Annotated in this window: 25 protein-coding genes; 7 read left to right on the forward strand and 18 right to left on the reverse strand. The window is 72.1% G+C overall.

The window, feature by feature from the left end; genetic code table 11:
* Positions 1 to 25: 25 nt before the first annotated feature.
* Together ruvA and WMF28_RS01850 are read right to left on the reverse strand one after the other, a co-directional pair.
* Positions 26 to 646 (reverse strand): Holliday junction branch migration protein RuvA, encoded by a 621-nt coding sequence (gene ruvA, locus WMF28_RS01845; RefSeq protein WP_437600287.1) that lies wholly within the window; start codon positions 644 to 646, stop codon positions 26 to 28.
* Positions 643 to 1,161, reverse strand: a complete 519-nt coding sequence (locus tag WMF28_RS01850; RefSeq protein ID WP_437600288.1) for a hypothetical protein — start codon at positions 1,159 to 1,161, stop codon at positions 643 to 645. Before WMF28_RS01850 ends, ruvA begins: the two co-directional genes overlap by 4 nt.
* A 115-nt stretch (positions 1,162 to 1,276) precedes the next feature.
* Between WMF28_RS01850 and WMF28_RS01855 the strand changes: the two genes are divergently transcribed.
* The 3 genes from WMF28_RS01855 to WMF28_RS01865 all read left to right on the forward strand — a co-directional run bounded on the left by WMF28_RS01855 (position 1,277) and on the right by WMF28_RS01865 (position 4,944).
* The gene (locus WMF28_RS01855; RefSeq protein ID WP_437485873.1) at positions 1,277 to 1,687 is read left to right on the forward strand and encodes a hypothetical protein; all 411 of its coding nucleotides are present in this window, start codon (positions 1,277 to 1,279) and stop codon (positions 1,685 to 1,687) included.
* Entirely contained in the window at positions 1,684 to 3,006 is a 1,323-nt protein-coding gene (locus tag WMF28_RS01860) for a LysM peptidoglycan-binding domain-containing protein (RefSeq protein WP_437600289.1), read from the forward strand. The genes WMF28_RS01855 and WMF28_RS01860 overlap by 4 nt, the downstream gene beginning before the upstream one ends.
* Positions 3,007 to 3,306: 300 nt before the next feature.
* Positions 3,307 to 4,944, forward strand: coding sequence for a tetratricopeptide repeat protein (locus WMF28_RS01865; RefSeq protein ID WP_437600290.1), 1,638 nt, complete (start codon positions 3,307 to 3,309; stop codon positions 4,942 to 4,944).
* A 691-nt stretch (positions 4,945 to 5,635) separates the two neighbouring features.
* Here the strand turns inward: WMF28_RS01865 and WMF28_RS01870 are convergent.
* From WMF28_RS01870 to WMF28_RS01890, 5 genes are all read right to left on the reverse strand, one after another.
* Positions 5,636 to 5,848, reverse strand: coding sequence for a hypothetical protein (locus WMF28_RS01870; RefSeq protein WP_437600291.1), 213 nt, complete (start codon positions 5,846 to 5,848; stop codon positions 5,636 to 5,638).
* A complete protein-coding gene (locus WMF28_RS01875) occupies positions 5,841 to 7,271 on the reverse strand; it encodes a tyrosine-type recombinase/integrase (RefSeq protein WP_437600292.1) in 1,431 nt (476 codons plus the stop codon). Before WMF28_RS01875 ends, WMF28_RS01870 begins: the two co-directional genes overlap by 8 nt.
* Positions 7,272 to 7,275: 4 nt before the next feature.
* On the reverse strand, positions 7,276 to 7,701 hold the full coding sequence (locus WMF28_RS01880; protein ID WP_437600293.1) for a DUF6166 domain-containing protein: 426 nt from the start codon (positions 7,699 to 7,701) through the stop codon (positions 7,276 to 7,278).
* A complete protein-coding gene (locus WMF28_RS01885; protein ID WP_437600294.1) occupies positions 7,698 to 8,480 on the reverse strand; it encodes a hypothetical protein in 783 nt (260 codons plus the stop codon). The genes WMF28_RS01880 and WMF28_RS01885 overlap by 4 nt, the downstream gene beginning before the upstream one ends.
* Before the next feature lie 86 nt (positions 8,481 to 8,566).
* Entirely contained in the window at positions 8,567 to 8,908 is a 342-nt protein-coding gene (locus tag WMF28_RS01890) for a hypothetical protein (protein WP_437600295.1), read from the reverse strand.
* 1,325 nt (positions 8,909 to 10,233) lie between these two features.
* On the opposite strand from WMF28_RS01890, the gene WMF28_RS01895 reads away from it, so the two are divergent.
* From WMF28_RS01895 to WMF28_RS01905, 3 genes are read left to right on the forward strand one after another with little or no spacing between them, the layout of a single operon-like run.
* On the forward strand, positions 10,234 to 10,866 hold the full coding sequence (locus tag WMF28_RS01895; RefSeq protein ID WP_437600297.1) for a hypothetical protein: 633 nt from the start codon (positions 10,234 to 10,236) through the stop codon (positions 10,864 to 10,866).
* Positions 10,848 to 11,465 carry an RNA polymerase sigma factor gene (locus WMF28_RS01900; RefSeq protein ID WP_437600298.1) on the forward strand — a complete coding sequence of 206 codons (618 nt, stop codon included), beginning with the start codon at positions 10,848 to 10,850 and terminating at the stop codon, positions 11,463 to 11,465. The genes WMF28_RS01895 and WMF28_RS01900 overlap by 19 nt, the downstream gene beginning before the upstream one ends.
* A 52-nt stretch (positions 11,466 to 11,517) precedes the next feature.
* Complete coding sequence (locus WMF28_RS01905; protein ID WP_437600299.1) at positions 11,518 to 11,856, forward strand: hypothetical protein; 339 nt, start codon at positions 11,518 to 11,520, stop codon at positions 11,854 to 11,856.
* Between the two features lie 106 nt (positions 11,857 to 11,962).
* Here WMF28_RS01905 and WMF28_RS01910 read toward each other — a convergent pair whose 3' ends face one another.
* The 5 genes from WMF28_RS01910 to WMF28_RS01930 form a co-directional block, all read right to left on the reverse strand.
* Complete coding sequence (locus tag WMF28_RS01910; RefSeq protein ID WP_437600300.1) at positions 11,963 to 12,571, reverse strand: hypothetical protein; 609 nt, start codon at positions 12,569 to 12,571, stop codon at positions 11,963 to 11,965.
* Positions 12,571 to 13,386 carry a hypothetical protein gene (locus WMF28_RS01915; protein ID WP_437600301.1) on the reverse strand — a complete coding sequence of 272 codons (816 nt, stop codon included), beginning with the start codon at positions 13,384 to 13,386 and terminating at the stop codon, positions 12,571 to 12,573. Before WMF28_RS01915 ends, WMF28_RS01910 begins: the two co-directional genes overlap by 1 nt.
* A 512-nt stretch (positions 13,387 to 13,898) precedes the next feature.
* Positions 13,899 to 15,152, reverse strand: coding sequence for a S49 family peptidase (locus tag WMF28_RS01920; protein WP_437600302.1), 1,254 nt, complete (start codon positions 15,150 to 15,152; stop codon positions 13,899 to 13,901).
* Positions 15,153 to 15,222: 70 nt separating this feature from the next.
* Positions 15,223 to 15,405 (reverse strand): hypothetical protein, encoded by a 183-nt coding sequence (locus tag WMF28_RS01925; RefSeq protein WP_437600303.1) that lies wholly within the window; start codon positions 15,403 to 15,405, stop codon positions 15,223 to 15,225.
* 156 nt (positions 15,406 to 15,561) lie between these two features.
* Positions 15,562 to 15,861 (reverse strand): hypothetical protein, encoded by a 300-nt coding sequence (locus WMF28_RS01930; protein ID WP_437600304.1) that lies wholly within the window; start codon positions 15,859 to 15,861, stop codon positions 15,562 to 15,564.
* Positions 15,862 to 15,914: 53 nt separating this feature from the next.
* Here WMF28_RS01930 and WMF28_RS01935 point away from each other — a divergent pair, with 53 nt between their 5' ends.
* Positions 15,915 to 16,157, forward strand: coding sequence for a hypothetical protein (locus WMF28_RS01935; RefSeq protein WP_437600305.1), 243 nt, complete (start codon positions 15,915 to 15,917; stop codon positions 16,155 to 16,157).
* Between the two features lie 1,181 nt (positions 16,158 to 17,338).
* Here the strand turns inward: WMF28_RS01935 and WMF28_RS01940 are convergent.
* The 6 genes from WMF28_RS01940 to WMF28_RS01965 are packed head-to-tail and all read right to left on the reverse strand — an operon-like array spanning position 17,339 to position 21,423.
* Positions 17,339 to 18,193 (reverse strand): DnaJ domain-containing protein, encoded by an 855-nt coding sequence (locus WMF28_RS01940; RefSeq protein ID WP_437600306.1) that lies wholly within the window; start codon positions 18,191 to 18,193, stop codon positions 17,339 to 17,341.
* Between the two features lie 39 nt (positions 18,194 to 18,232).
* The gene (locus tag WMF28_RS01945; protein WP_437600307.1) at positions 18,233 to 20,191 is read right to left on the reverse strand and encodes a DnaB-like helicase C-terminal domain-containing protein; all 1,959 of its coding nucleotides are present in this window, start codon (positions 20,189 to 20,191) and stop codon (positions 18,233 to 18,235) included.
* Entirely contained in the window at positions 20,137 to 20,574 is a 438-nt protein-coding gene (locus WMF28_RS01950; protein WP_437600308.1) for a hypothetical protein, read from the reverse strand. The genes WMF28_RS01945 and WMF28_RS01950 overlap by 55 nt, the downstream gene beginning before the upstream one ends.
* Entirely contained in the window at positions 20,571 to 20,840 is a 270-nt protein-coding gene (locus WMF28_RS01955; RefSeq protein WP_437600309.1) for a hypothetical protein, read from the reverse strand. The genes WMF28_RS01950 and WMF28_RS01955 overlap by 4 nt, the downstream gene beginning before the upstream one ends.
* Positions 20,837 to 21,202 carry a hypothetical protein gene (locus WMF28_RS01960; protein ID WP_437600310.1) on the reverse strand — a complete coding sequence of 122 codons (366 nt, stop codon included), beginning with the start codon at positions 21,200 to 21,202 and terminating at the stop codon, positions 20,837 to 20,839. The genes WMF28_RS01955 and WMF28_RS01960 overlap by 4 nt, the downstream gene beginning before the upstream one ends.
* Before the next feature lie 56 nt (positions 21,203 to 21,258).
* Entirely contained in the window at positions 21,259 to 21,423 is a 165-nt protein-coding gene (locus WMF28_RS01965; protein ID WP_437600311.1) for a hypothetical protein, read from the reverse strand.
* Positions 21,424 to 21,515: the final 92 nt, after the last annotated feature.

Consider the following 21,515-nt stretch of genomic DNA (forward strand, 5'->3'; position numbering starts at 1 on the left):
CGGCGGCTCGCCTCGCGCGGGCGCCTCACTTGGACAGCATCGCGAGCGCGTCGCGCACGAGATCCCCGAGCGGGGCGCTGTCGACGCGCGCGCCGAGGGCGGCGACGGCCCGCTCGGCCTCGGCCGGCCGGTAGCCCATGCGGGTGAGCGCGCTGTGCAGGAGGTCCTGCTTCGCGGCGCTGGCCGCGGGCGGCGAGGCCGCGGAGGAGAGCGGGGCCGAGGGGAGGTTGACGAGCTTGTCCTTCAGCTCGAGCACGAGCCGCTCGGCGGTCTTCTTGCCGACGCCGGGGATGGCGGTGAGGCGCGCGGTCTCCCGGCGGGCGATCACCGCGGCGAGCTCCCCCGCGCCGAGCGCGCTGAGGATGGCCACCGCGATCTTCGGGCCGATGCTGGAGATGCCGATGAGCATGCGGAAGGCCGCCCGGTCCTCGCGCGTCGCGAAGCCGTAGAGGAGGAGCGCGTCCTCGCGCACGTGGGTGTGGACGAACAGGGTGATCGCGTCCGAGCCGGCCGGCGCGGCGATGCCGCGCGCGCGCCCCAGGGCGCCGAGCGGGACCGTCACCTCGTAGCCGACACCGCCGACGTCGAGCACCACCGTGCCCTCGTCGCCCTCTTCGACGACGTGGCCCGAGAGCCGGCCGATCAATTGACCTTGGCCCCTTGCTGGATCCACCGGCGGACGGCGTCGCGCTCCGCCGCGGCCAGGGTGTCGCCGGTGTAGGGCATCGGTTCCCCGCACTGTCGATCGGGGGCGCACTCGAGGTCCCCGCAGCTCAGGGTGTCGTCCATCTTGTGCATGAGGAAGCTGTTCGCGGGGTCGCCAGCCGCGATCCGCGGCATCCCGGAGGGCGCCCGCGACGCGGCGCCGACGTTCTGGGCCACGATCGCGTCGATCTGGGCCGGCGTGGCCTGCTCGCTCAGCCCCGGGCCGAGGTACGTGAACCCGGCCGAGCCGGCCTCGGCGCCGTGGCAGGTCGAGCTGAACGAGCAGGACCGCTGGAAGACCGGGAGGACGTCGGTCGCGAAGCTCACCTCGGGGGTCGCGCCGTCGAATTTGCTATAATCGAAGCATTCGGTCGCCGCGGGCTCCGTGCCGCCGTCGCCGCACGCGGCGGCCGCCGTCGCGATCAGGAAAATCAAGAAGAGTTTCCGCACGTTCACCCCTCGCAGCTCGATCTGGGAGGCGCGACCCTAGCAGAACTGTGCGCGCTCTGTAACGCGCGAGATCGCCGTGCGTTTGGCCGGTCGGCGCGGCGGCGGGTAGGCTGGGCGCTGCATGAGGACTGGCCTGGGCATCTGCTCGATGGGGCTCACGCTCGCCGCGCTCTCCGCCGGGTGCGGCGGGGGGCGGGACGCGGTCGGACAGCAGCTCTCCGAGCTGCGCGCCGAGCTCGTCAGGGTGCGCGCGGACAACGCGGTGCTCTCGGACCGGGTGGGCTCGCTGGAGCGCTCGCGGGCCGCTCCGCGCGGCGCGGCGCGCCCGGGCGAGGCCGAGGCGCGCGCCGCGGCCCCGGAGGAGCCGGACAGGCCTGACCTCGAGGTGGTGCGGCTCGCGCCCGAGGACGGCGGCGCGCGGCCGCCGGTGCTCCGCTCGACCGCGAAGGGCGTCGTGATCGACGAGCCTCCGGGCGGCGGATCGACGCCGCCGAGCCCGCCACCCTCCACCCTGTCGAGGCGCAATCGATGAAGTTCCACGCGAAGGCAACGCTGGTCCCGGTCTCCCTGGCGCTCGCCGCGGCGTCGCCGCTGGCGCTGGCCCAGGAGGAGGGCGCCGGCCAGGGTCCGGGCGTCACCGTGGTCCAGCTCCCGCAGGCCGAGCCGACCGTCGAGACGCAGGTCGTTGTGCCGGGCTACCCGCAGCCGGGGTTCGATCCGAACGCCCACCTGCCCTCCAGCTCGCGGGGCACCACGGACACGTCCCGCCCGTCGGACGGCTTCGATCTGGGCCGCCGCAGCGAGGGCCCCGCCTCGGTGCGGGGCAGCGCGAGCGGGAGCTACGTCGTCGAGGGGCAGGTCGTGCCCGAGTCGCACTCGGTGCGGCGCGGCGACACGCTCTGGGACATCTCGGGCAGGTACTACACGAACCCCTACGCGTGGCCGCAGGTCTGGGCGCTGAACCCGCAGCTCCAGAACCCGCACTGGATCTACCCGGGCGATCGGATCCGGCTCCGCGACCCGAACGAGGGCCCGACGCGCGGCAGCATCGGGCTCGGGGCGAGGCAGGCGGGGCGCGGGTCGCGGGTGCCGGCGAAGACGATCTTCCTGCGCGACCTCGGCTGGGTCGACGACGTCAAGAAGGACACGTGGGGGGAGCTCGTCGCCAGCCCCGAGGACCAGATGCTCCTCAGCGAGGGCGACGACGTCTACCTCCGCCTCTCGGACGATCACGACGTCGCGATCGGCGACGAGCTCACGATCTTCCGCGAGATCAAGAAGGTGAGGAGCGGCGGCGACCCGAAGGGCGAGCTCGTGACCGTGCGCGGCACGGCGCGCGTGGACCGCTACAACCCGAAGACGCACATGGTGCGCGCGCGGCTCATCGAGTCGCTCGACATTGTCGAGCGCGGGGACAAGGTCGGCTCGGTGGTGCGCCGCTTCGACGTGGTGCCGCCGGCGAGCGCCGAGCAGGACCTCGAGGCGAGGATCATCGCGGCGATCTACCCCTACCAGCTCTTCGGGCAGCACCAGGTGGTGTTCATCGACAAGGGCGAGAAGGACGGCGTGAAGGTGGGGCAGCGCTTCTTCGCGGTCCGGCGCGGCGACCGCTGGGTGCAGCAGCTCGGGGGCGCCGGCAAGCTGGCGACGCTCAGGCCGCGGCTGCAGGACGAGCAGCCGGCGCAGGTCGACGCGCCGAAGTTCGGCGTCGACGAGGAGCTGCTGCCGGACGAGACCTACGCCGAGCTGCGCGTCATGCACGTGCGCGAGCACACCGCCGCGGCGCTCGTGACCCAGGCGATGCACGAGGTCGAGCGGGACGCGGTGCTCATCTCGCGCAAGGGCCTCTGACCGCCGCGGCGCGGCGGCGGGCGCGCCGCGCGAGGTCGCGCCGCCGCCGCCTGCGTGAGCGAGCGAACCGTGGCGCGCGGCGGCCGGCGCGCCGCCGCTCGCGACCCGGACGGCGCGGCCGAGCGCCGCGCTGACCGCGACGAAAAGCGCGAAGTTGGAATGTACGTGGACGCGTGGACGCGTGTACGTGGACGCGCCGATGGCGTGGAAGGTACGGCCGCGGAATGTGCGTGAGCGCGCGGCCGCCGGCGCAATGTCTCCACGAGGAGGGCGCCGCCGCGGTAGGATGTTCCGTCTATCATGCGTCGCCGCTCAGAAGCCCAGTCCGAGCTGAAGGGCGTGGATGGAGATCCTCCCACGCAGCGCTCGTTCGAGAGCGCGTTGGATCGCTGCGCCCCGAAGAGCGGATCGCTGGCCGAGGTGCTCGGTGACAGCGCGATGCGCGGTCCCCGATCGAGCGCCGCGCCTCCGAGCCTCAACGGCACGGCGCCGGAGGCGCGCGGCCACGCGCTGCGGGAGCGCGGCAACCTGCTGCTCCGGCGCAACGACACCGTGAGCGCGGGGCGCGACTACGACGAGGCGCTCGCGCTGTTCCAGGCCTCGGGCGACGTGCTCGGCCAGGCCCAGGTGCTCATGGATCGCGGCGCGCTGCGCCTGCGGGAGGGCGTCCCCGTCCAGGCGGTGCGCGACTACGACGAGGCGCTCGCGCTGTTCCAGGCCGCGGGCGACCGCGCGGGGGAGGGGGACGCGCTGCGGGCGCGGGGCTTCGCGCGCGCCGAGGAGGGCGATCTCGGCGGCGCGGTCTGCGACTACGATCTGGCGGTCCACGTCTTCCTGCAGCTCGGCGATCGCGAGCCGCTCAAGCCCCGCGCCGGGTCGCGCGGGGCCGCCGAGGGCGCCGACGGCCAGGGGCCCACGGAGTCGCCCCGCGCCCGCCCGCACGGCGCCGCGCACGCGCGGGCGCTCAAGTCGCGCGGCGATCTGCGCGTCCGCCTCCGCAACCTGCCGGGCGCGGCGCGCGACTACAGCACCGCGCTCGCGCTCTTCCAGGGCGCGGGGGCTCGGAGCGGGCAGGCCAGCGTGCTCAAGGCGCGCGGCGACATGCGGCTCGGCCAGGACAACGTGACGGGCGCGGCGCGCGACTACGACTGGGCCCTCACGCTGTACCAGGCCACCGAGGACCACCTCGGGCACGCCGGCGTGCTCAAGGCGCGCGGCGATCTCCGGACCCGGCAGGGGGATCTCCCGGGCGCCGAGCGCGACTACGATCAGGCGCTCGAGCTGTTCTCGGCGACGCGCGACGTGCTGGGCCAGGCCGCCGTGCTGAAGGCGCGGGGGGATCTGCGCTCGCTGCAGGAGGATCTCGTGGACGCGGTGCGCGACTACGATCGGGCGCTCGCCCTGTTCCGCACCGGCTTCGAGCGCCGGGGCCAGGCCGCGACGCTCAAGGCGCGGGGCGATCTCCGCCGCAGGCAGTTCGAGCTTGTGGCCGAGCTCGTGGGGGTCGCGGCGGCCGACGCGTCGGACCTGGAGGGCGCGCTCTCGGACTACGAGCAGGCGCTCACGCTGTTCGAGGTGCTCGAGGACGGCGCAGGCCAGGCCGGCGTGCTCCGGGCGCACGGCGATCTTGTGCGCATCCAGGGGGATCTCGGCGCGGCGCTCGAGCTTTACCTGGGCGCGAAGCGGCTGCTGGACGTCGCCGGCAACGCCTCGGAGCTCTCCGCGACGCTCGCCGAGATCGCCCGGACGCACGCGCTCGGGGGCCGCGCGACCGAGGCCCGCGCCGCGGCCGAGCAGGCGCTCGCGCGCGTCGATCGCGCGACGAGCGCCGAGGTCCGCGAGCTGGCGGAGGCGGTCCTCTCCGGGCGGATCGCGGAGCGCAAGGAGGAGCGCGCCACGCGTGACTCCAAGCTGCCGAACAGCCCGAAGCGCTTCTAGCGAGAGAGGTCTTGAGCGGCGTACCCGCACGGCGACACGGCGTGTGCTGCGTGTTGAGCCTGCGCCAGCCGGCCTGGACTCCCGGCTGGCGTGGCGACCGCCTATCTGCCACGTCCTTCGCCACACGACGCCGCGCGCCGAACGAGCACGGAACGCGCGGCGGCGGCGAGGGTGGGGATGGGAGGAGGTCGCCTCAGGGATCGCTGGGAACGCAGAGCATCTCGGGGGCGCCCCCGGGCGAACCCGCCCGGCTGCAGGAAAACGACCCATCGGGTGCCATGCCAACCCAGCTGTAGACGAGCCCGGCGGGATTGATCTGCTTGCCACGCAGGGATGCTCCCGCGTGTTGTGGCAGTTGTTGGGGACCCAGTGGCCCGAGTGGCCCCGGCCGCCCGCTCCGTGCGTCACGCGCTGCGGCGGCTCCCAGCAGAGGCGCCGCCCAAGCCGCGGCGCGCCGAACGAGACTCACTGCGTTCACGTCGGCGGGCGTCCCCCCACCGGGCGCTGCACGTCGGCGGGCGTCCCCCCACCGGGCGCTGCACGTCGGCGGGCGTCCCCCCACCGGGCGCTGCACGCCGGCCGCGGTCCCCCCACCGGCGCCGGCTCCCCCGAGCGCGTCGCCGACGCGGCGGCCGAGCCCCGCCCGCCGCGATTGCAAGCGCATCGCGGATCGGGCTCGCCGGGCGAGCGCTCAGCGCCGCCGTCTGCCGCGCGGTGCCGGCTTGCGCCGGCCGCCTGGCGGCCCCGGCTCGACCGCGCCATTGCCGCGCGGCGCGGGCTTCTCCGGCGGCGCCTCCGTCGTCCGGACCACGAGCAGCGCCTGTCCGCGCTCGAAGGTCGGCGTCACGCTGACGTAGCCGCTCTCGCGCGCGAAGCCCGCCGCGTCGCCGCGGTGCTCATCCATGTACCGGCTGAACCGCGTCCACAGATCGCGCGCCTCCTCGTCGGGGAGGCGCGCGCCGTCGACGGAGGCGGCGAGGTTCGATCGATCGCTCACTGGATCCCGTATCCGGATGGTGGGGGCGTGAAGTGCTTCGTTTCCCGGGGTTTTTCGAGGATCGGTGCCCACCGATCGCCGCAGCTAAGTGCCCGTGGGTCCGTCCTGTGGGTCCACTCTCGGGCGTCCCGCCCCCCTCCGTCAAGGGGCCGCCGGGCCCCTCCCCCGCCGCCGGCGCGAGCTCCGGGATCGCGCTGGTGATGTCGGGAAAGGGCACGATCTTGATGTCGGCGAGGGTCCGGGCGGCACGCGCATAGCGCTCCAGTTGCGCACGATCAAGGTGTCCGCTGCGATCGGCGATCCAGCCGTCGCCCTTGCCGGCGCGCTTCGCCCACGTGACGAACGTGGCGCGCAGATCGTGGAAGCGCATCGGGGAGACGTTTCTCTCCTTCGAGAAGAGCACCTCGCGCGTCACCCCGGCGGCGCGCAGATCCGCGCGGAGCTGCTCGGCCTCACGCGTCGCCACGCACTCGACGCCCTGCACGACGCGCTCGTCATCCGCCGGGGCGCCGCACCACGCGCGCCAGGCACGGAGCACGCTGACCAGACCGGCGGGGATCTCGAAGAGCTGCGGCACGCCGTTCTTGGTGACGAGGGCGGCGAGCATCGCGTGGGTGATGTCGACGTCCTTCCACTTCAGCGCCATCAGGCTCGACTTCCGCAGGCCCGTGTAGACGGCGAGCGCGTACAGCACGCGGCGCCCGATCGGAATCGCCACGCACGCGAGCAGCGCGAGCACCTCTGCAGGGAGGAGGTAGGCGAAGAGCTTCGCCGTCCCCTTCGGGGGGCGATGGTAACGCGTGACGGGGCTGTCCTTCCGGAGCCGCGCGGGCATCACGGCGAGGTCGAACCCGCGCCGCAGGAGCGAGTAGAGCTGCGTGTGCGTCTTCTCGCGGCGCTCGCGCGGGACGCGCGCCATCACGCGCTCGATGTCCTGCTCGGTCACCTCGTGCACGAGCTTGTCCCCGATCGCGGGGTAGATGTACCTCGCAGCTCGCCAGCGATCGACATCCGCGGAAGCCTTCTCGCGCAGCCCGTTGACCGGCCCGTGATCGCGCAGGAGCGCCCCCGAGATCCACGCCTCGTAGTGATCGCGCACCGTCACGCCCTCGGGCTTCGCAGGGGGCGCGTCGACGCCGTAGCCCTCGCGCGCCATGCGCTCGCGCCACGCGTCTGCCTTCTCGCGCGCCTTCGCCTCGCTCATCCCGGAGCCGAGCGGGATGCGCTTGCGCTCGCCCCCGACCCGGATGCGCAGCGACCACGACCCGCCGCGCTCCTCCACGTTGCCGCGGGGGAGCTTGATCGGACGGTCCTTCGCCTTCGTCGCCATGGTCTCAGCCCCTCCAGCCAGCGGAGCGCGCGCGGGTGCGAACCTCGCTCCGCGTCAACGTCCAGCCGCCATCGGACGGAAGCGCGGACGTCACGCGCACGCAGAAGCTCCATCCGAACCGCCGGGCGGCCTCCGGTCCGATGGCGTCACCCAGGAGGGCGCTGGCCAGCTCGAGCGGGCCCGTGCCGAAGTAGCCCCACCCGAGGCCCACCGGGGCGCCGTCCACGTCGCGAGCGGGCAGGAGCTCGGCGCGCTCCCCGCTGCGCTTGATGACGAGCACGCCGTGCTCCGCGCTCCGGACCCCGTAGTAGGCGACCGGCGCGGGGATCGGCTGCCGGGCCGGCCGGCGCAGCGAGGGCCGCTTGCTCGCGGTGAGCCTCGAGGGCGTGCGGCGCCGCGGTGCGCGGTCGGTGACGTGCTCGCGGCTCATGAGCGGCCCCCTTCCTCGCCCGGCGCGGGACGCAGCGCGCGCTCGTCCTTGATGGCTTCGCGCATGCGGCAGTAGAGCTCACGGGCGACGATCAAGCGCGATTCGATCTGCCAGAGGGCCATGCCGATCGCTTCGGTGTCCACCATGTCTACGCCGTCGGCGCTCTGGAGCGCATCCCGGATGATCCGCACGTCCCGCCGCACGCTGTCCTGGATCGCCAGCGTGGGATCGTCGTCGCCCACGAACAGGAGCGCCATCATGTCCGCGATCGATGCCCCCCCGAGCTCGTCTACGCCGGCGTGGAACTCGATGCCGAGCGCGCGCAGGTGCGGCGCCGCGGGACTGCGCACGTTGCTCCGCACGGGCGGCGAAGGGGGCGAGGGCGGAGCAGCCGCCGGGGGCGCGGGGGGCGCGCTGCCGTCGCCGTCGACATGCCCTGCGGCCTCGCCGCTCGCCGTTCGCACCGCCTTGGAGAAGGCCAGCGCCGCGCGCTGGTAGGCCAGCTGGAACCGCTCGTCATCGCGCTCGAGCATGAAGACGAGCGAGCCGAGGACGAGCCGCGCCAGCGCCGCCGGGCCGCTCCCGCTGGCCTTCCCGGTCCCCGCGAGCCGCTTCAGCAGCGCGCGCAGCGCCTTGTTGATCGCGCTCCGCACGCTCGGCCGATCGGCAGCCGCCGCGCGCGCCGTCGGGCGTCCGGGGCGGGTCGCCTTGCCGGCGGGGCGCTTCGTCGTCTTCGTCGATTTCTTGGCGCCGGGGGCGCGCTTTGCTACGTGAGCCATCGGATCATCTCCTGGTTCCACAGGGGGTCGATCAAGGGCCGTTCGGGAGGGTCCAAGCTCCCGGGCGGCCCGCTCTACTTCTGGGCCTACTTCTTCTTCATCGGCGTCCGCGCCGCGGTGGGCTTCTCCTTCGACGGCGCCGCCGCTACGGGCGCGGGCGCGTCGGGTTGATCGTCAGGGTCGGGGTGCTCCTCGGAGCCGCGCACCGCGATCCCGTGTTCACGGCAGAGCCGCGCCACGGCGATCCGCACTGCGGCGGCATCCGACCGCGCGCCGAGCTTCGGGCGCAGCTTCCGCACCGCTTCGCGGAGCTCGTCGGTCATCGGGATGTTCATGCTCGACTGTGACCAACGTTGATCAACGCGGGTCATGTCGTCAACCCGAATCGTCTCGGGCGTGGCAAAGCGGGCCAGCTGACCGGAATGCACCCAGGTGCACCGGCGCGGCGGCACCTTCCGAGCACGAGGAGCCGCACGCGCTCCGGAGCTCTCCGCCGCTCCGAACGGCCCCGACGTGGTGGGCACTCGGCGAACCGCTCTCGCGTTCACCTTGACGTGCACCGTCGACTCGTGCTGTGTCGGCGGTTCGGGCGTGCACCTCATCGCGGATGCCTGCAACCACAGGACTTCCGCGGTGCACAGCGATGGTCGTTGACACGAGTGCGCTACATGATGCACGCGCGAGCCGATGGATCGCCGAGTGCTCACCACGTCGAGCCGCACCTCGTGCTCGACAGCGCCACCCCTGACGAGCTCCCGCTCGACGTCCTGCCCTGCCCAGGGCGGCCCCTGGCGAGCCCAGGGCGCGACCGGAGAGCCCAGGGGCGACGCCGGCGAGCCGCACCTCGTGCTCGACGTCCTGCCCTGCCCAGGGCGGCGAGGGCGAGATCGGCGAGTGCGCGCCGCACCTCGTGCTCGACGTCGCCGGCGAGCTGTAGCTCGTGCTCGACAGCGGCACCGGGGGCGACCGGCGGCACCGCCCTGCCCCACGGCGCGCTCGCGCTCGACAGCGACGGGGGCTCGTGCCCGAGATCGGCGACCCACCGCGACCCCAGGGCGGCGAGGGCGTGCGCGACGGGGGCGAGCTGTAGCTCGTGCCCAGGGCGCGCGTGCTCGACGGCGCCACCGGGGGCGCGACCCGCACCGCGGCACCGGCGGCGGCGAGGGCGTGCTCGTGCAGGGGCGCGCGCACCGGCGGCACCGGGGGCGAGCTCCCGCTCGCCGGCCTGCCCAGGCGAGCGCTCCGGTGCTCCGCCGGGGGGCGCGGCGGCGGCGAGGGCGTGCGGCGCTTACGGACGCGCCCGATCTCGTCTCGCGAAATCGACACCCACCGGGCGGAAGCCCTGGTAGCCTCGCGCGCTCGGTTGGCCGCCCGGCGGCGACGCCGTCGCGGCGAGGGTCCTCGCTCGAGCGCCCCCCGCTTGACGCTGCGCCGGCCCCTCGCGCGGGCGCGCGTGCCACAGGCGGATCCACCGGGCCAAGAAAGCGGACGACGTCCACGGGCCGGCCCTGGTAACCTGCCGAAAACATGCCGATAACTCCTCCTGATCCGGGTTTCGTAGGCAGGCTGCTCCAGCTCTTCGCCCTCTTCGGCCTGGGGGCCGCCCTTTCTTGGCCCTCCTGGAGGCGCCGCGTACCGTCGGCGCCGTGCCTGCCGCATCGCCCGCCGAAGCCCTGACAGCGCAGCGCGATGGTCCAGCCCTCGCGCCCGGCCTCGAGGGAGCCCGCCCGCCCCACCAAGCCCAGGCTGCGCCGTGATCCCGGCGCTGTGGAGCCTCTCCGTCGTCGCGACGGTGCTCGCCTGGGTCGTCGCGCGGCATCGCCCCGAGCACCGCCCGATCGCGTTTCTGCTCGGGTACGGGCTCGCGACCGATGCCGTACGGGAGCTCATCGGCGCGAAGGTGCTGCGGCCCGCGCGGGCAGAGCTCGCCGGCGCGCCGTTCACGGGATGGGTGAGGATCGCCTTCCACGTTGAGTCAGCTCTCTTCGTCGGCTGGATGACCGGCGTAGCAGCGCTCGCGGTGTTCATCTTTGGCCGGCGGCGCCCGTGGGGTGTGCTCGCGATCTACGTCGTGGCGGTCGGGGTCCTCGCCGCTGGCTACCCCACCTTCCGCGGTGAGCTCCTCGGCAAGGCCTACCTGGCCTTGCAGCTCGCGGCGCTGTGCGTGTCGATCGGGTGCCTGCTCCGCTGGTTCGCCAGCAGGGAGCCGGCGAAGGTGCATCACGTCGCGACGGGCCTGATCATCATCACCGAGCTGTCGATGCTCGCCGGCCCCTACCGCTACGGCGTCTTCACGACTTGGGATCTCGCGCAGTCGATGCTGATTGCGCTGTACGTGACGATCGTTCCTGTCCAAGGGGTGGCCATATGGCGCCGGACGCCCTAGCGTTCACGCTTGCTCAGCTCGTCTTCTTCCTCGTCGCGATCGTCGTTCGCGAGCGACGCTATGCCGCGAAGCGGCTCACCCCGGCGGAGCTCGTCGGGCAAGCGCGCCTCGTGCGAGGCCTCATCACCCGCGCCCTTCGAGGGAAGGCGACGATAGAGGACGTCAAAGACCTCGCGCAAGACGTGCTCCTCGCCGCGTGGGAGGCCTCGGAGCAAGATCGCTACTGCCCCGACCCGGACGTGCAGCCGTCGCGTGCGCTGGCGTTCTGGCTCCGGAGGCTGACCTATCACCATGTCAGCCATCACCTCGAGTCCGCTCGGGTGCGGCGCGAGGAGATCGTTGCAGATCCACCGATCGCCGCGCACTCGATGCCGGACGTCGAGCAGGCTCTCGAGCGCGAGGAGATGCGCGTCTTGCTGCTCGAGGCGCTGCGCCAGCTGCCCGAACACGAGAGCGCGGTGATCATGGCCCACGACCTCTACGAAATGTCGATGGATGAAGCGGCGGAGCAGCAAGACGCGCCCCGCAGCACGGCCTACAAGTGGCGTGCTCGCGGGATCGATGCGCTGACACGGGCGCTGCGGCCGCGGCGAGGGTGAGCGGCACCGGCATGCCCTGCCCAGGCGAGGGCGACCGGCAGGGCGGCACCTCGTGCCCGAGATCGGGGAGGGCGACGCCGGCCAGATCGGCGAGGGCGTGCTCGACAGCGGCACCGGGGGCGCGACCGGCGACCGGCACCGGCGGCGAGGGCGTGCGCGCTCAAGATCGGCGACCGGCGACCCCCACCGGGGGCGAGCGCTGCCCAGGGCGACCGGCGAGGGGGCGCGACCCGGCCAGGGCAACGCCGGCGAGGGCGACGCCAACGAGGGCGACGCCTGCCAGGGCAACGCCGGCGAGGGCGACGCCAACGAGGGCGACGCCTGCCAGGGCAACGCCGGCCAGGGCGGCCGCGTGCCCCACCGCGAGCTCGCGCTCGCCGGCGAGCTGTAGCTCGTGCCGCACGACCCGGGGGCGACATCGGCGACGGCGACGCCTGGCGAGATCGGCGGCACCGGCGGCGCTGCCCTGCCCAAGGCGGGTGTACCGGCTCAAGCCTTCACGGCTTGTCGTCCGGGCCCCTGGGACCCGCGAGCCCCAAATCGACGAGCCCATCATACCCCCCGAGAGCTACCGACGCTGGCAAGCCGCTATTCGCGAAGCCCTTACCAACAGCCGCCGTGAGAGACTCTCGCCATTCCTCCGATATCTTGGGTGTCCGGGTGATGAAGGCCTGTTCCTTGGGCGCCGGGTTCCACTCCTTCGCTTCGATCGTTACCTCGTACATGCAAGGCGTGATGTTCTTCCGGTCGGTCATCTTCTCGATGATGATGTCCGTGACCCTGCGTTCCTGCGCCTTCGGGTGCACGATCGCGAACGGGCCGCCACCGTTCGGCCCGTTCGGATCGAGATAGGCAAGCATCTCCTGGACTTCATCGTAGATCCGATAGGTGAAGCGGAAGGTGATCTTGACCGATACGGGCTCCTTACCCTGGAGTTTGGTCTTGGCCTTGTCGGTGCCGCTCGCCTTCTGCGTGTCGACCTTCTGGGCGGTGGAGACCTCGACGATCGCAACGCCCTCGCGCGCGTTCGGCGGGAAGTTGACCGAGCCGATCCCCACGGAGTCGTGGAGCTCGCGGTTCAGGTAGGGGGAGTTGACTCCGGACATCAGAGTTCCTCCGCGCTCGCGCGCCCCGCCGTGGCGCCCACGCCCGATCCGAGGCCGACTTGTGGAAAGGGCTTCGGCTCACCGTCCTGCTTCGGGTGCACGTCCTGGTACTGTTTCAGCAGCTGGCGACTCAGAACCTGGTCATAGCTCATGCCGCGGGTCGCCTCCGCTTCATCCGCCATCTCGGCCAACAGCCTGCGGCGGCGGAGCTCCTCGCGGTCTCCTGCCTCGAAGGCACGCTCTCGCTGAATGTGCAAGATCGTGCGCTCCAAGTCGCCTTGAGATGTCGCGCCCAGACAGATCTTGATCACCTCATCATCGGAGAGGCGATTGGGCGTGCTCCCCAACCGGAACATGTCCCGCAGCGTGGCGCTGTGCGCTTTCGCGGCGCGCTCCGCCGGCGGCTTCGAGAGGTACCGCTCTTGCTCGATGTGCGCCGTCAAGCAGACGCGCTCGACCGGCTCCACTGTCGCGCCGAGCTCCTGAGCTTCGCGCGCGGCGGCATGCTGGGCTTCGAGGGCCGCGTGGATCCTGGCCTTGTGCCGCGCCACCATCGCTTCCGCGAAGATGAGCGCCGACACGTCTACCGCGATCGCCTCCTTGAGCCCCGCGAGCGATGCACGGTGGGCGAGGTCCGCACGTGCTTGCTCCTCCCGCGCGGCCGTCGCGGCGGCGAGCTCGGGGGCCAGCTCGGGGGCGAGGGCGAGCAGCCGCCGCTCGATGCTCGCCAGCTCGGGAGCAACGGCGGCGGCGAGCTCCCGCTCGACGGCGAGGGCGGAGCACGCCTGCTCATCGGTGCTCGCCAGCGTCGCCATGGTGCGGGACATCGCCGCGGCGTAGCTCGTGCGCGCCGCTGCGCTTGACCGGCGGAGCCCCACCGCGAGCTCCTCCACGGCATCGCTGGCCCTCTGCAGGCGCGCGACGGCGACGGCCTTCTCCGCGGCGGCGAGGGCGGCGCGGGCTTCCTCGAGGCGCCGGCGGGCCCGCTCGGCACGCGACACAGCGAGGTCCCTCGCCGTGCGCAGCTCCTTCTCGGCGCGATCGTTCGCATCGATGGGCTCCGCGTCGAACAGGCGCTCTGCGGCCACTAGCGCTGCGTTCGCGTCCTCGCACCGGCGGATCGTCTCGGCGGCCTCGCGTTCGGCGCTCTCGAGCGGTGCGAGGGTCGCGGCGTGCTTCGCCACGAGCGCTTCGATCTCCGCATCGTTCGAGCCCGATAGCCACCCATCCACGACGGTGGAAGGGTGGAGTCGTTCTGTCTGCTTGATTCTCATGGGCCTTTCGTGCGCCCGGGGGCGCTCCTCCTGGTGTACTGTTGACGCCAGGCTCAGGCCTGGCCCTGAACCCGCAACGCGGCTTGCACCTGCTCGAGCGCCTGGCGAGCAACATCGACGCTCACGCCCTCGCTCGAGGCCAGCGCGGCAACGCTCGCGACGGGGCGAGCCGATGGCGGCTGCAACGCGGCTTGCACCTGTTCGCGCGCCATCCGGACAACCGAGAGACTGGCGCCCGTCTCGAACGCCATGACTTCATCACTCACGACGGCGCGCGCCGGTGCCTGGCGATGCTCCTCGCGGTTCGCCGGGGGAAGTGAGGGCGGCTGCAACGCGGCTTGCACCTGCTCGATCGCCTGGCGGGCAATCGAGAGGTCGACGCCCGTCTCGGCGGCGAGGGCCGGTGCCTGGCGATGCTCCTCGCGGTTCACGGGGGGCGCCGAGTGCGCAGCTTGGAGCCTGGATGAGAATGCCATGCTGTGTCCTTTCCTTGTCCGCGTCACGGCTCGCACCGCGGCGAGATCGACCACGTCTTCGAGAGAGCCGATCCCATCGGCGAGGCCGGCATCGACGGCGGCGACGCCGTGCCGCGTGCGTGCCTTGAACTCGTCCATGTCGGCGGCGGACAAGCCCCGGTGCTCGGAGACGAGCTCTCGGAACGAGGCGCCGAACATGTCCACGAGCTTCTGGAGCTCCGCGCGCGCCTCTTTGGAGAGAGGCTCTGCAGGATGCCCCGCCGCCTTCGTGGGGTCCGAGCGGAGGATCGTGACGTCGAGCCCCTCGAGCGCGAGCGCGCGCGCCTCGCTCACGTGGACGGCGATCGTACCGATCGATCCCACGCCGCCCGATGCCAGCACGTAGATCGCCTCCGCGGCGCTGGCGAGCGCGTAGGCCGCCGAGTAGCCCATCGTCACCGCGGCGAGCAGCGGCTTTCCGGCATCCTTCGCGATCTGCCGGAGGCGCCGAGCGGCCTCGAGGTTCCCGACGGCGTCGCCCCCGGGCGAGAGCACGTCCAGCACCACCGCGTCGACGTCGGCGGACGAGAGCGCCGCTCCCACGCGGGACACGATCGCGTCGTACCCGTCCGCGTACCCGCACATGTGGTGCTGCGCGCGGGTCTGCAGCGGCCCGGCGATGCTGACCACCCGGACGCGCTCGCGCGCCGCCGGGGTCGCGCCAGCGACGGGGGGCGCCTCATCGGCGAGCGAGAAGATGCCTCCCAAGGCACTCTCGTGCAGGGCGAGCACCCCCGAACAGTGGGCCGCGGCGAGCGCGGAGGCATCGAGCTTGAACGTGCGGACCTTCATTGACCATTGTCCTTCCAGCGCCGCGACGAGCGCAGCAGCAGTCGTGATGCGCCAGGCGGGCGCGGGCGTGTCAGGTAGCCTCTTGATGAGGCGCCGCCGGGCGATCCTGCTCCAGCACGTCGAGCCCTTTGGCCAGCGCCTCTCGGGCAACGTCGGAAAAACTGCGGATCTTCTTGCCGATGACTCGACGGGTGTTGACGCGGTCCTCGAGCGCGGCGTCGAGCACCATCGTAATAGGGCGCTTGCTGCTCATGGGTGCATAGCTTGAGCAATTCACTGCTACTGTCCAGCGATGTGCTTGATGTGGCGCGAAAAGACGTCAACCAGATCGTCTATTGCGACTCATCACGACCTATCGAAGCGCGACCGATAGTCGAGCCCCGCGGGCGATGTTTCGCACGCGAAACATTCACAGCAGAGGCATCGCGCGAAAGGCGGCGAGGGCGCGCTCGACGGCGGCGCTGCCCAGGGCGCGCACCTCGTGCTCGACGGCGCGACCGGCGGCACCGCCCTGCCCCACGGCGACCCACCGCGAGCTCGTGCCCAGGGCGGCCGCGTGCCCCACCGACGGCGGCGGCACCGGCGAGATCGGCGACGGCCGGGCGCGCACCTCGTGCTCGACGGCGACGAGGGGGCGACCGGCGAGCTCGCGCTCGTGCCCAGGGACGGCGACGCCTGGCGATCGGCGACCGCCCGAGATCGGCGGCACCGACGACCGGCAGCGCCGCGGCCGCACCTCGTGGCCAGGGCGAGCCGCACCTCGTGCTCGACGTCCTGCCCTGCGGCGAGCTCGTGCCCCGGGTGATCGGCTCGACGGCGGCGAGGGCGAGCTCGTCCTCGATGGCGCCGACGACGCCGGCAGGGCGCGCACCGGCGACCGGGGGGCGGGGCGCTGGACACCGGCAGGGCGGCACCGGGGGGCGCGACCGGCGATCTCGTCCTCGACGGCGCCGACGACGCGACACCGGCGGCGAGATCGGCGAGGGCGACGCCGACGAGCCGTAGCTCGCGCTCGACGGCGGCGCGCGACGGCGTGTCGCGCTCGTGCCCCACGGCGACCCCCACCGCGAGCTCCTCTGCCCTGCCCAGGGAGGCGGCGAGGGGGCGCGCCTATCTGTGCCACGTTGGGCCATCGCGTCGCGACGGGCGCGCTTCGGTCGTGGCACACCTCGCGTGCCATGACGCAAGGCGGCGGCAAGAATTCAGCTTGAAGCGGAAAACGTTGACATGAACCTTACAGCGGCTCGACTTGAACGGGCATACTGAACGCTGAACCCTTCAGTTTCCCGCAAATGAAGGCGCGCCCTAGCCGCTATTCCGTTGTCAGTATAAAAAACTCCCACATTGTACCGAACGAAAATTGACAATCGTTGACAACGCGGTCGATTCGACCGCTGCCTTTGCGTCACAGTGCGTCACTGGTTTGACACGGTGCATTGCTTGCGCTCGCTCCCATGGGCCACCCCGAACGCCTGCCCGAGAGACACCCCGAGCTCGCGAGCGATGGCCCGGAAGGGCTCGTGCCGCAGACGACGCACCCGGATCTCTGCGACGACGGCCGCCGGGATCCTCGTGCGCGGCCGCGCCGGCTCCGTAGAGGCCCTCTCTCGGCTCCACCCGAGTTCGATACGGCGACGCAGGAGCTGGCGGGAGATGCCGTTGCCGCGGGCCACTACCACGAGGTCTTGGGTGTGCTGCATTCCTTCGCTTACGAAAGGTTAGCACGCCTCCCTTCGCCGCCATGCAGGGCGCGACCTCTCAGGGGGCGATCGCCTCTCGCACCGCTCTCTCACGGATCGGTTCCGGTTCCGGTTCCCGCCCTATAGGGCGGGAACCAGGAACCGGGAACCGGTTCCCGTGGTTCCGGAACCGCGGGAACCAGCGGAACCAGCATCACTCGGAGAGTGACTCCGCGCCTCTCCGGACGCGACCGGGGACCCCTGGTCGCCGGGTCGCTGACCGAGCGACCCCCCACCGCGGGCGGCGAGCACCATGCCCCGCGGGAGCTGACCGACGTGTGGAGCATGCCCGTGTCCACCGGCGAGGGCGGCCACGTCGATGCCGTCGGGCTGTTCGTCGTATCGGAGCTCGGCCAGGGCCTCTCCGCTGGCGCTCCGCGCAGCTGGGCGATGGCCGTGTCTACCCGGCTTCGGAGTTCGCCGGCGAAGTCTGCAGGCACGTCAGCCCTACCGGCTGGCGACGGCGGCGAGAGCGGCGTCTCGGGCACGCAGGACGGCGATGAAGTCCTCGGCGCTTCCGCCGCGGTCCGGGTGCGTCTCCAGCGCTAGGCGCCGGAAGGCGCGCTTGATGTCGGCCTCAGGCGCGCCGTCGGGCAAGCCGAGAGCGGCGTAGGCCTGCGCGGTGTTCGGGGCGCTGCCGGCGGCCGCTCGAGGTCCGGGGCGTCCGTGCGCATGGCGGGTCCGCGTGCGCTTCTCGGGCGGCGGCGCGTAGAAGTAGGTGCGGTGCTTCTTGGACCACGCCCGGCCATCGCGAACGAGCTCCGCGGCGTCGAGGCGTACCCGGTCGACATCGCCGTGGGCGCCGTGGGCGCCGTGCTCAACGACCACGGCGCCGCCCTCGCGACCGACGATCGCGAACCGGACGACGGCGCCGAACCCGTGCGAGAGGAAGACGCTCGTCTCCAGCGTCGCGGCAGCGTACCCGACGCGCCGAACGTGGGCGGCAAGCTCCTCGCGTCGGTGCTCGTCCAAAGAGTCGGCGAACGCCCGATCGCGCACCTCCCTGCTGGTGCTCCGCTCGGCTGGCCAGGGGGGATCGCCCTGGAGGGAGAAGCGCGCCGCCCGGGCCCACATGGGCGGGAGCTCGATCACCTGCGCATCGCGGCCGATCCATCGGCGGGCGAGATCCTCTGCCTTGATCCTCGCGTCCTCCGCGCTCGTCCCGCCGCCGATGCCGGTAGGCGGCGTGAAGGGCTCGCGCTGCGGTTCGGCTCGCCACCAACAGAAGGTGTGCGTGCAGCCGCGGAAGCCGCGCCCGCGTGGCTTCCCGAACGTCACGGCGATCCAGATGCGATCGCTCATGGGGCCAAGAAGCTGTGGACAGTCAGTATGTTGAACATATCAACTGGTCCCGACGGCGAGCGACAACGGCTTGTCGCCTGGCGTCTCAGGAGGGGTTCCGCGCTCACCTGCGGCAGCCTGCACGGGGTCAGTCAGGTAGAACATCGCCTGCGGCCCCTTCCCGCGCTTCTCCAGCCGTCCTGCGCGTCGGAGCTCGTCCCAGCCGGCCTTGATCTGCCACGTGCGCCAGCCCTGCTCGGCGACGAGCTGCGCGCGCATCCAGTCCAAGCTCGGCGCGGCGCCGTGCTGCTGGAACATGGCGACCATCGCGCTCACGATCCCCTGCATCGGGTTGTCCGGCGATGGCGGGCGCGTCGACGTCGGCTTGCTCCTCGTGCTCGGCTCGCGCGGCGGCCGCTGCGGTTCCGAGGACGGCGCGCTGCTCGGCTCCGGGGGCTCGGGGTAGTCGTCGAAGTCCTCGAGCGGCGAGGGCGATCGGCGCTCCGCCGGCGGCGCCCCACCGCCGCCCCGTCCGGGGTCGACGCCGGATCCGCCGCACCGGAAGCACACGCCATCCGCGTTGTGCTCGTACTCCTTCAGCTTGCCCGAGCCCCCGCACTTCTTGCAGGGCATTGCCTCTGCATCCGGCGAAGAGTCGCGCGCGCCGGCCTCGGGGACCGAGCCGACGCGGATCACCCCGTTGACGTGCACGAGCCGACCCGCCGCGCGGAGCTCCTTGAACTTCTGCAGGATGTCTTGCTTCCGTCCTTTGACCTTCGTGCAGATGTCGTTTGCGCTCTTGAACGCACCGCCGGACCTCTTCACGGCTTCGATGATGTCGCGCTCGAGCTTGCAGGCTCCGCCGTTGGCGCCGCTCATGTTCTGCTCTTCCTCCGGGATTGGCACTTCGCGGAAGTCCAGCCGCGCGCCCCTCTCCAGCCTGAACTTGATCTCGTTCGGTCCGAGCCGGTTCTTGGCGATGGAGACGTCAATCACGAGCCCCTTCCCCTCGGGCACGCTGCGAAGCAAGAGGCCGAGATCGGCGCCGTACTCGATGCCGCTGCTCTCCTTGAACGCCGCGAGGTCAGAGGAGTTCTCGGCCTGCACTCGATTCCGGTACGAGCCGCGGTTGAGCTCGCTCGTCGCTATAAGGCATATCTTGTGCTTCGTGGCGAGGTAGGTCATGCGCTTGACGCGTGCTTCCATCTTGAGTCGCGAGTCCTGCGCGGGGTCGTCAAGGCTGAACGGCGCGGAGTGCAGCGAGTCAACGATGACAGCGACCCGGCGCCCCTTCGCGTTCGCGGCCGCCCACTCGATGACATCCTCGACGGAGACGTTCTCGAAGCGGGAGTCGAAGATCGCCAGGTTGTCTCCTGTATCCGAGAGGCGATCTCGCAGGTTGGCCCATGCCGGGCCGGACACGCCCGTGTCCTCGCTGTCGAGGTCGGCTCGCGAGAGCCCGTACATCTGGCCGATCCGGCTCAGGATGCCGTGGCGCGGCTCGTCCGTGGCGAAGATGACCACCAGCACCTCGTGCCGCTGGCCGTTCACGGCGACGCCGCGCGAAGCCCAGTTGTAGCCGAGCGACGTCAAGAGAGAGGTCTTGTTCGCGCCGGGCGCTCCGCCGATGACGATGAAGCGCGACGTCTGGAACCCGCCCCCCGTCGCGTTGTCGAGGGGCTCTATCCCTGTCGGGATACGCTTGAACACGCCAGGGAACGTGCCGCAGAGCTCCGCCAGGTTGGGCGGCGCGACCTTGGAGGGCTGCTGCTCGCGCGGCGCGGATGGCTTCACCGGGCGCCCCTGCGCGGCCTGCGGCTCGTCCTGGATCGCCTGGCGCTCGATGTCGTCGTCGGCGCCGGTCGCGTCCGGACAGGCGAACACCTCGGCGCGTCCCTGATCTCCGCTGTCGTCCACCGTCGTGGCGTCGTTCGCGGGCGCTGTCGTGCCGACGATCGGAGCGTTCAAGCCGAACCCCCGAAGGCGTTCATGGGGACGCTGCCGGCCGACGTTATCCACTCGACCTCTCCAGCCTGGTATGGCCCGCGGACGCCTCTCGGGCCGAGCATGAGGATCCGGATCGCGTTTGGCGGCGGCGCGCGCTCGATGGCGGCGGCGATGTCGTCTCGCCCGTCGGCGAGGGCGGCCAGCATCACGAGGCCCCTCGAGATGAGCTGCAGGGTGGGCGCGCTCGTCGGGGCGCCGTCGTCGGTCGAGACGAGCACGAGAAGCTCTGGATGCTCCGGCAGCGTCGGGCTCGTCTCGACGTACCTCCGGATCGCCTGGTAGCCCCGGCGGAGCTCGGGGAGAAGCGCGGCACCGAAGGACGCGGGCGAGGTCACCGCGTTCTGCCTCGCCGCGAGCGCGGCAGCTCGGCGGGCGGCCCTGTTCGGGCGGCTCATGCTTCACCTACCGGCGCGTCCGTGACGCTCAGACGCTCGATCGCAGCGATCGACACGCCGTAGCTCGGGACCATCAGCAGCGCGTAGATGAAGCCGGCGGGCGGCGGCTCGGTCCGCAGGCGCGCAGCGATGCGCGATGCTTCGAGCTCGCCACAGATCTCGACGGCCCGAGCGCTGGACACCGCGTGAAGCTCGAGGATCCCGAGCTCCGCGGACCCCACCATGTAGCGCGGCACGCCCTGCCGAGGGGCCCCGCGGGGGCTCATCGGCTTGCCCCCTTCCGGAGGCCGGCGCGCTGCATGGTGGCCTCGAACTCGTCGCCCTCCGGCTCCGGCTTCTCCTGCGCGAGCGCGGCGTAGTACCGCTCGAGCGCGTCCGGCTCGACGAAGTAGAACTTGCCGATCTTCTGCGCGGCGAGCTTGCCCGCGCGAATGTCGGCCAGCAGGGCGCGCCGGGGGCGCGCGATCCTGTCGTGCCGGATCCGCCGGTCCGTCGCGTGCGTCCCGCTCTTGAGCTCCTCCCGCACGATGCCGCGGACGATGCCGCGGACGAGCTCGAGGAAGCCGGCCAGCTCCTTGGGAACGCCTTGCGCTCCTGTCTGCGTACCCGATCCAGTGGCCTTCGACATGGCACCTTTCCGGCGCACGATCGCCAGGACCAGCCCGGCGCACGGCGCGCTCATCGTCAGGCGGCCTTGGGGCCCTGCGGGTTCTGGAGGCGGATCGCGACGATCTCCGCCGTTGCTCGTCGGACCGGCAGGCCGCCCGCAACGCGCGCGAGCGTCTGTCGACTGATGTCGAGCCGCGCGAGCGCCGCGGGCTCTCCAATCTTCTTGATGAGGTTCAACACGCCCTGCCGTACCTCCTCCGGAGGAACGACAGCCCCGGTATTCTTCACCGCTTGCTGCATGCCTGGAGGATGCGGCTTGGGTATGCGGCTGC

The sequence above is a fragment of the Sorangium sp. So ce590 genome, from assembly GCF_051521365.1.
Classification (GTDB): Bacteria; Myxococcota_A; Polyangia; order Polyangiales; family Polyangiaceae; genus Sorangium.

Coding starts and splice junctions, on each gene's coding strand:
- WMF28_RS01955 (WP_437600309.1), bottom strand. CDS start 20,840: ATGAGCCCCCGCGGGGCCCCTCGGCAGGGCGTGCCGCGCTACATGGTG.
- WMF28_RS01950 (WP_437600308.1), bottom strand. CDS start 20,574: ATGAGCCGCCCGAACAGGGCCGCCCGCCGAGCTGCCGCGCTCGCGGCG.
- WMF28_RS01875 (WP_437600292.1), bottom strand. CDS start 7,271: ATGGCGACGAAGGCGAAGGACCGTCCGATCAAGCTCCCCCGCGGCAAC.
- WMF28_RS01920 (WP_437600302.1), bottom strand. CDS start 15,152: ATGAAGGTCCGCACGTTCAAGCTCGATGCCTCCGCGCTCGCCGCGGCC.
- WMF28_RS01885 (WP_437600294.1), bottom strand. CDS start 8,480: ATGGCTCACGTAGCAAAGCGCGCCCCCGGCGCCAAGAAATCGACGAAG.
- WMF28_RS01915 (WP_437600301.1), bottom strand. CDS start 13,386: ATGGCGACGCTGGCGAGCACCGATGAGCAGGCGTGCTCCGCCCTCGCC.
- WMF28_RS01960 (WP_437600310.1), bottom strand. CDS start 21,202: ATGTCGAAGGCCACTGGATCGGGTACGCAGACAGGAGCGCAAGGCGTT.
- WMF28_RS01860 (WP_437600289.1), top strand. CDS start 1,684: ATGAAGTTCCACGCGAAGGCAACGCTGGTCCCGGTCTCCCTGGCGCTC.
- WMF28_RS01900 (WP_437600298.1), top strand. CDS start 10,848: ATGGCGCCGGACGCCCTAGCGTTCACGCTTGCTCAGCTCGTCTTCTTC.
- WMF28_RS01855 (WP_437485873.1), top strand. CDS start 1,277: ATGAGGACTGGCCTGGGCATCTGCTCGATGGGGCTCACGCTCGCCGCG.
- WMF28_RS01910 (WP_437600300.1), bottom strand. CDS start 12,571: ATGTCCGGAGTCAACTCCCCCTACCTGAACCGCGAGCTCCACGACTCC.
- WMF28_RS01865 (WP_437600290.1), top strand. CDS start 3,307: ATGCGTCGCCGCTCAGAAGCCCAGTCCGAGCTGAAGGGCGTGGATGGA.
- WMF28_RS01870 (WP_437600291.1), bottom strand. CDS start 5,848: ATGGATGAGCACCGCGGCGACGCGGCGGGCTTCGCGCGCGAGAGCGGC.
- WMF28_RS01880 (WP_437600293.1), bottom strand. CDS start 7,701: ATGAGCCGCGAGCACGTCACCGACCGCGCACCGCGGCGCCGCACGCCC.
- WMF28_RS01925 (WP_437600303.1), bottom strand. CDS start 15,405: ATGAGCAGCAAGCGCCCTATTACGATGGTGCTCGACGCCGCGCTCGAG.
- WMF28_RS01940 (WP_437600306.1), bottom strand. CDS start 18,193: ATGAGCGATCGCATCTGGATCGCCGTGACGTTCGGGAAGCCACGCGGG.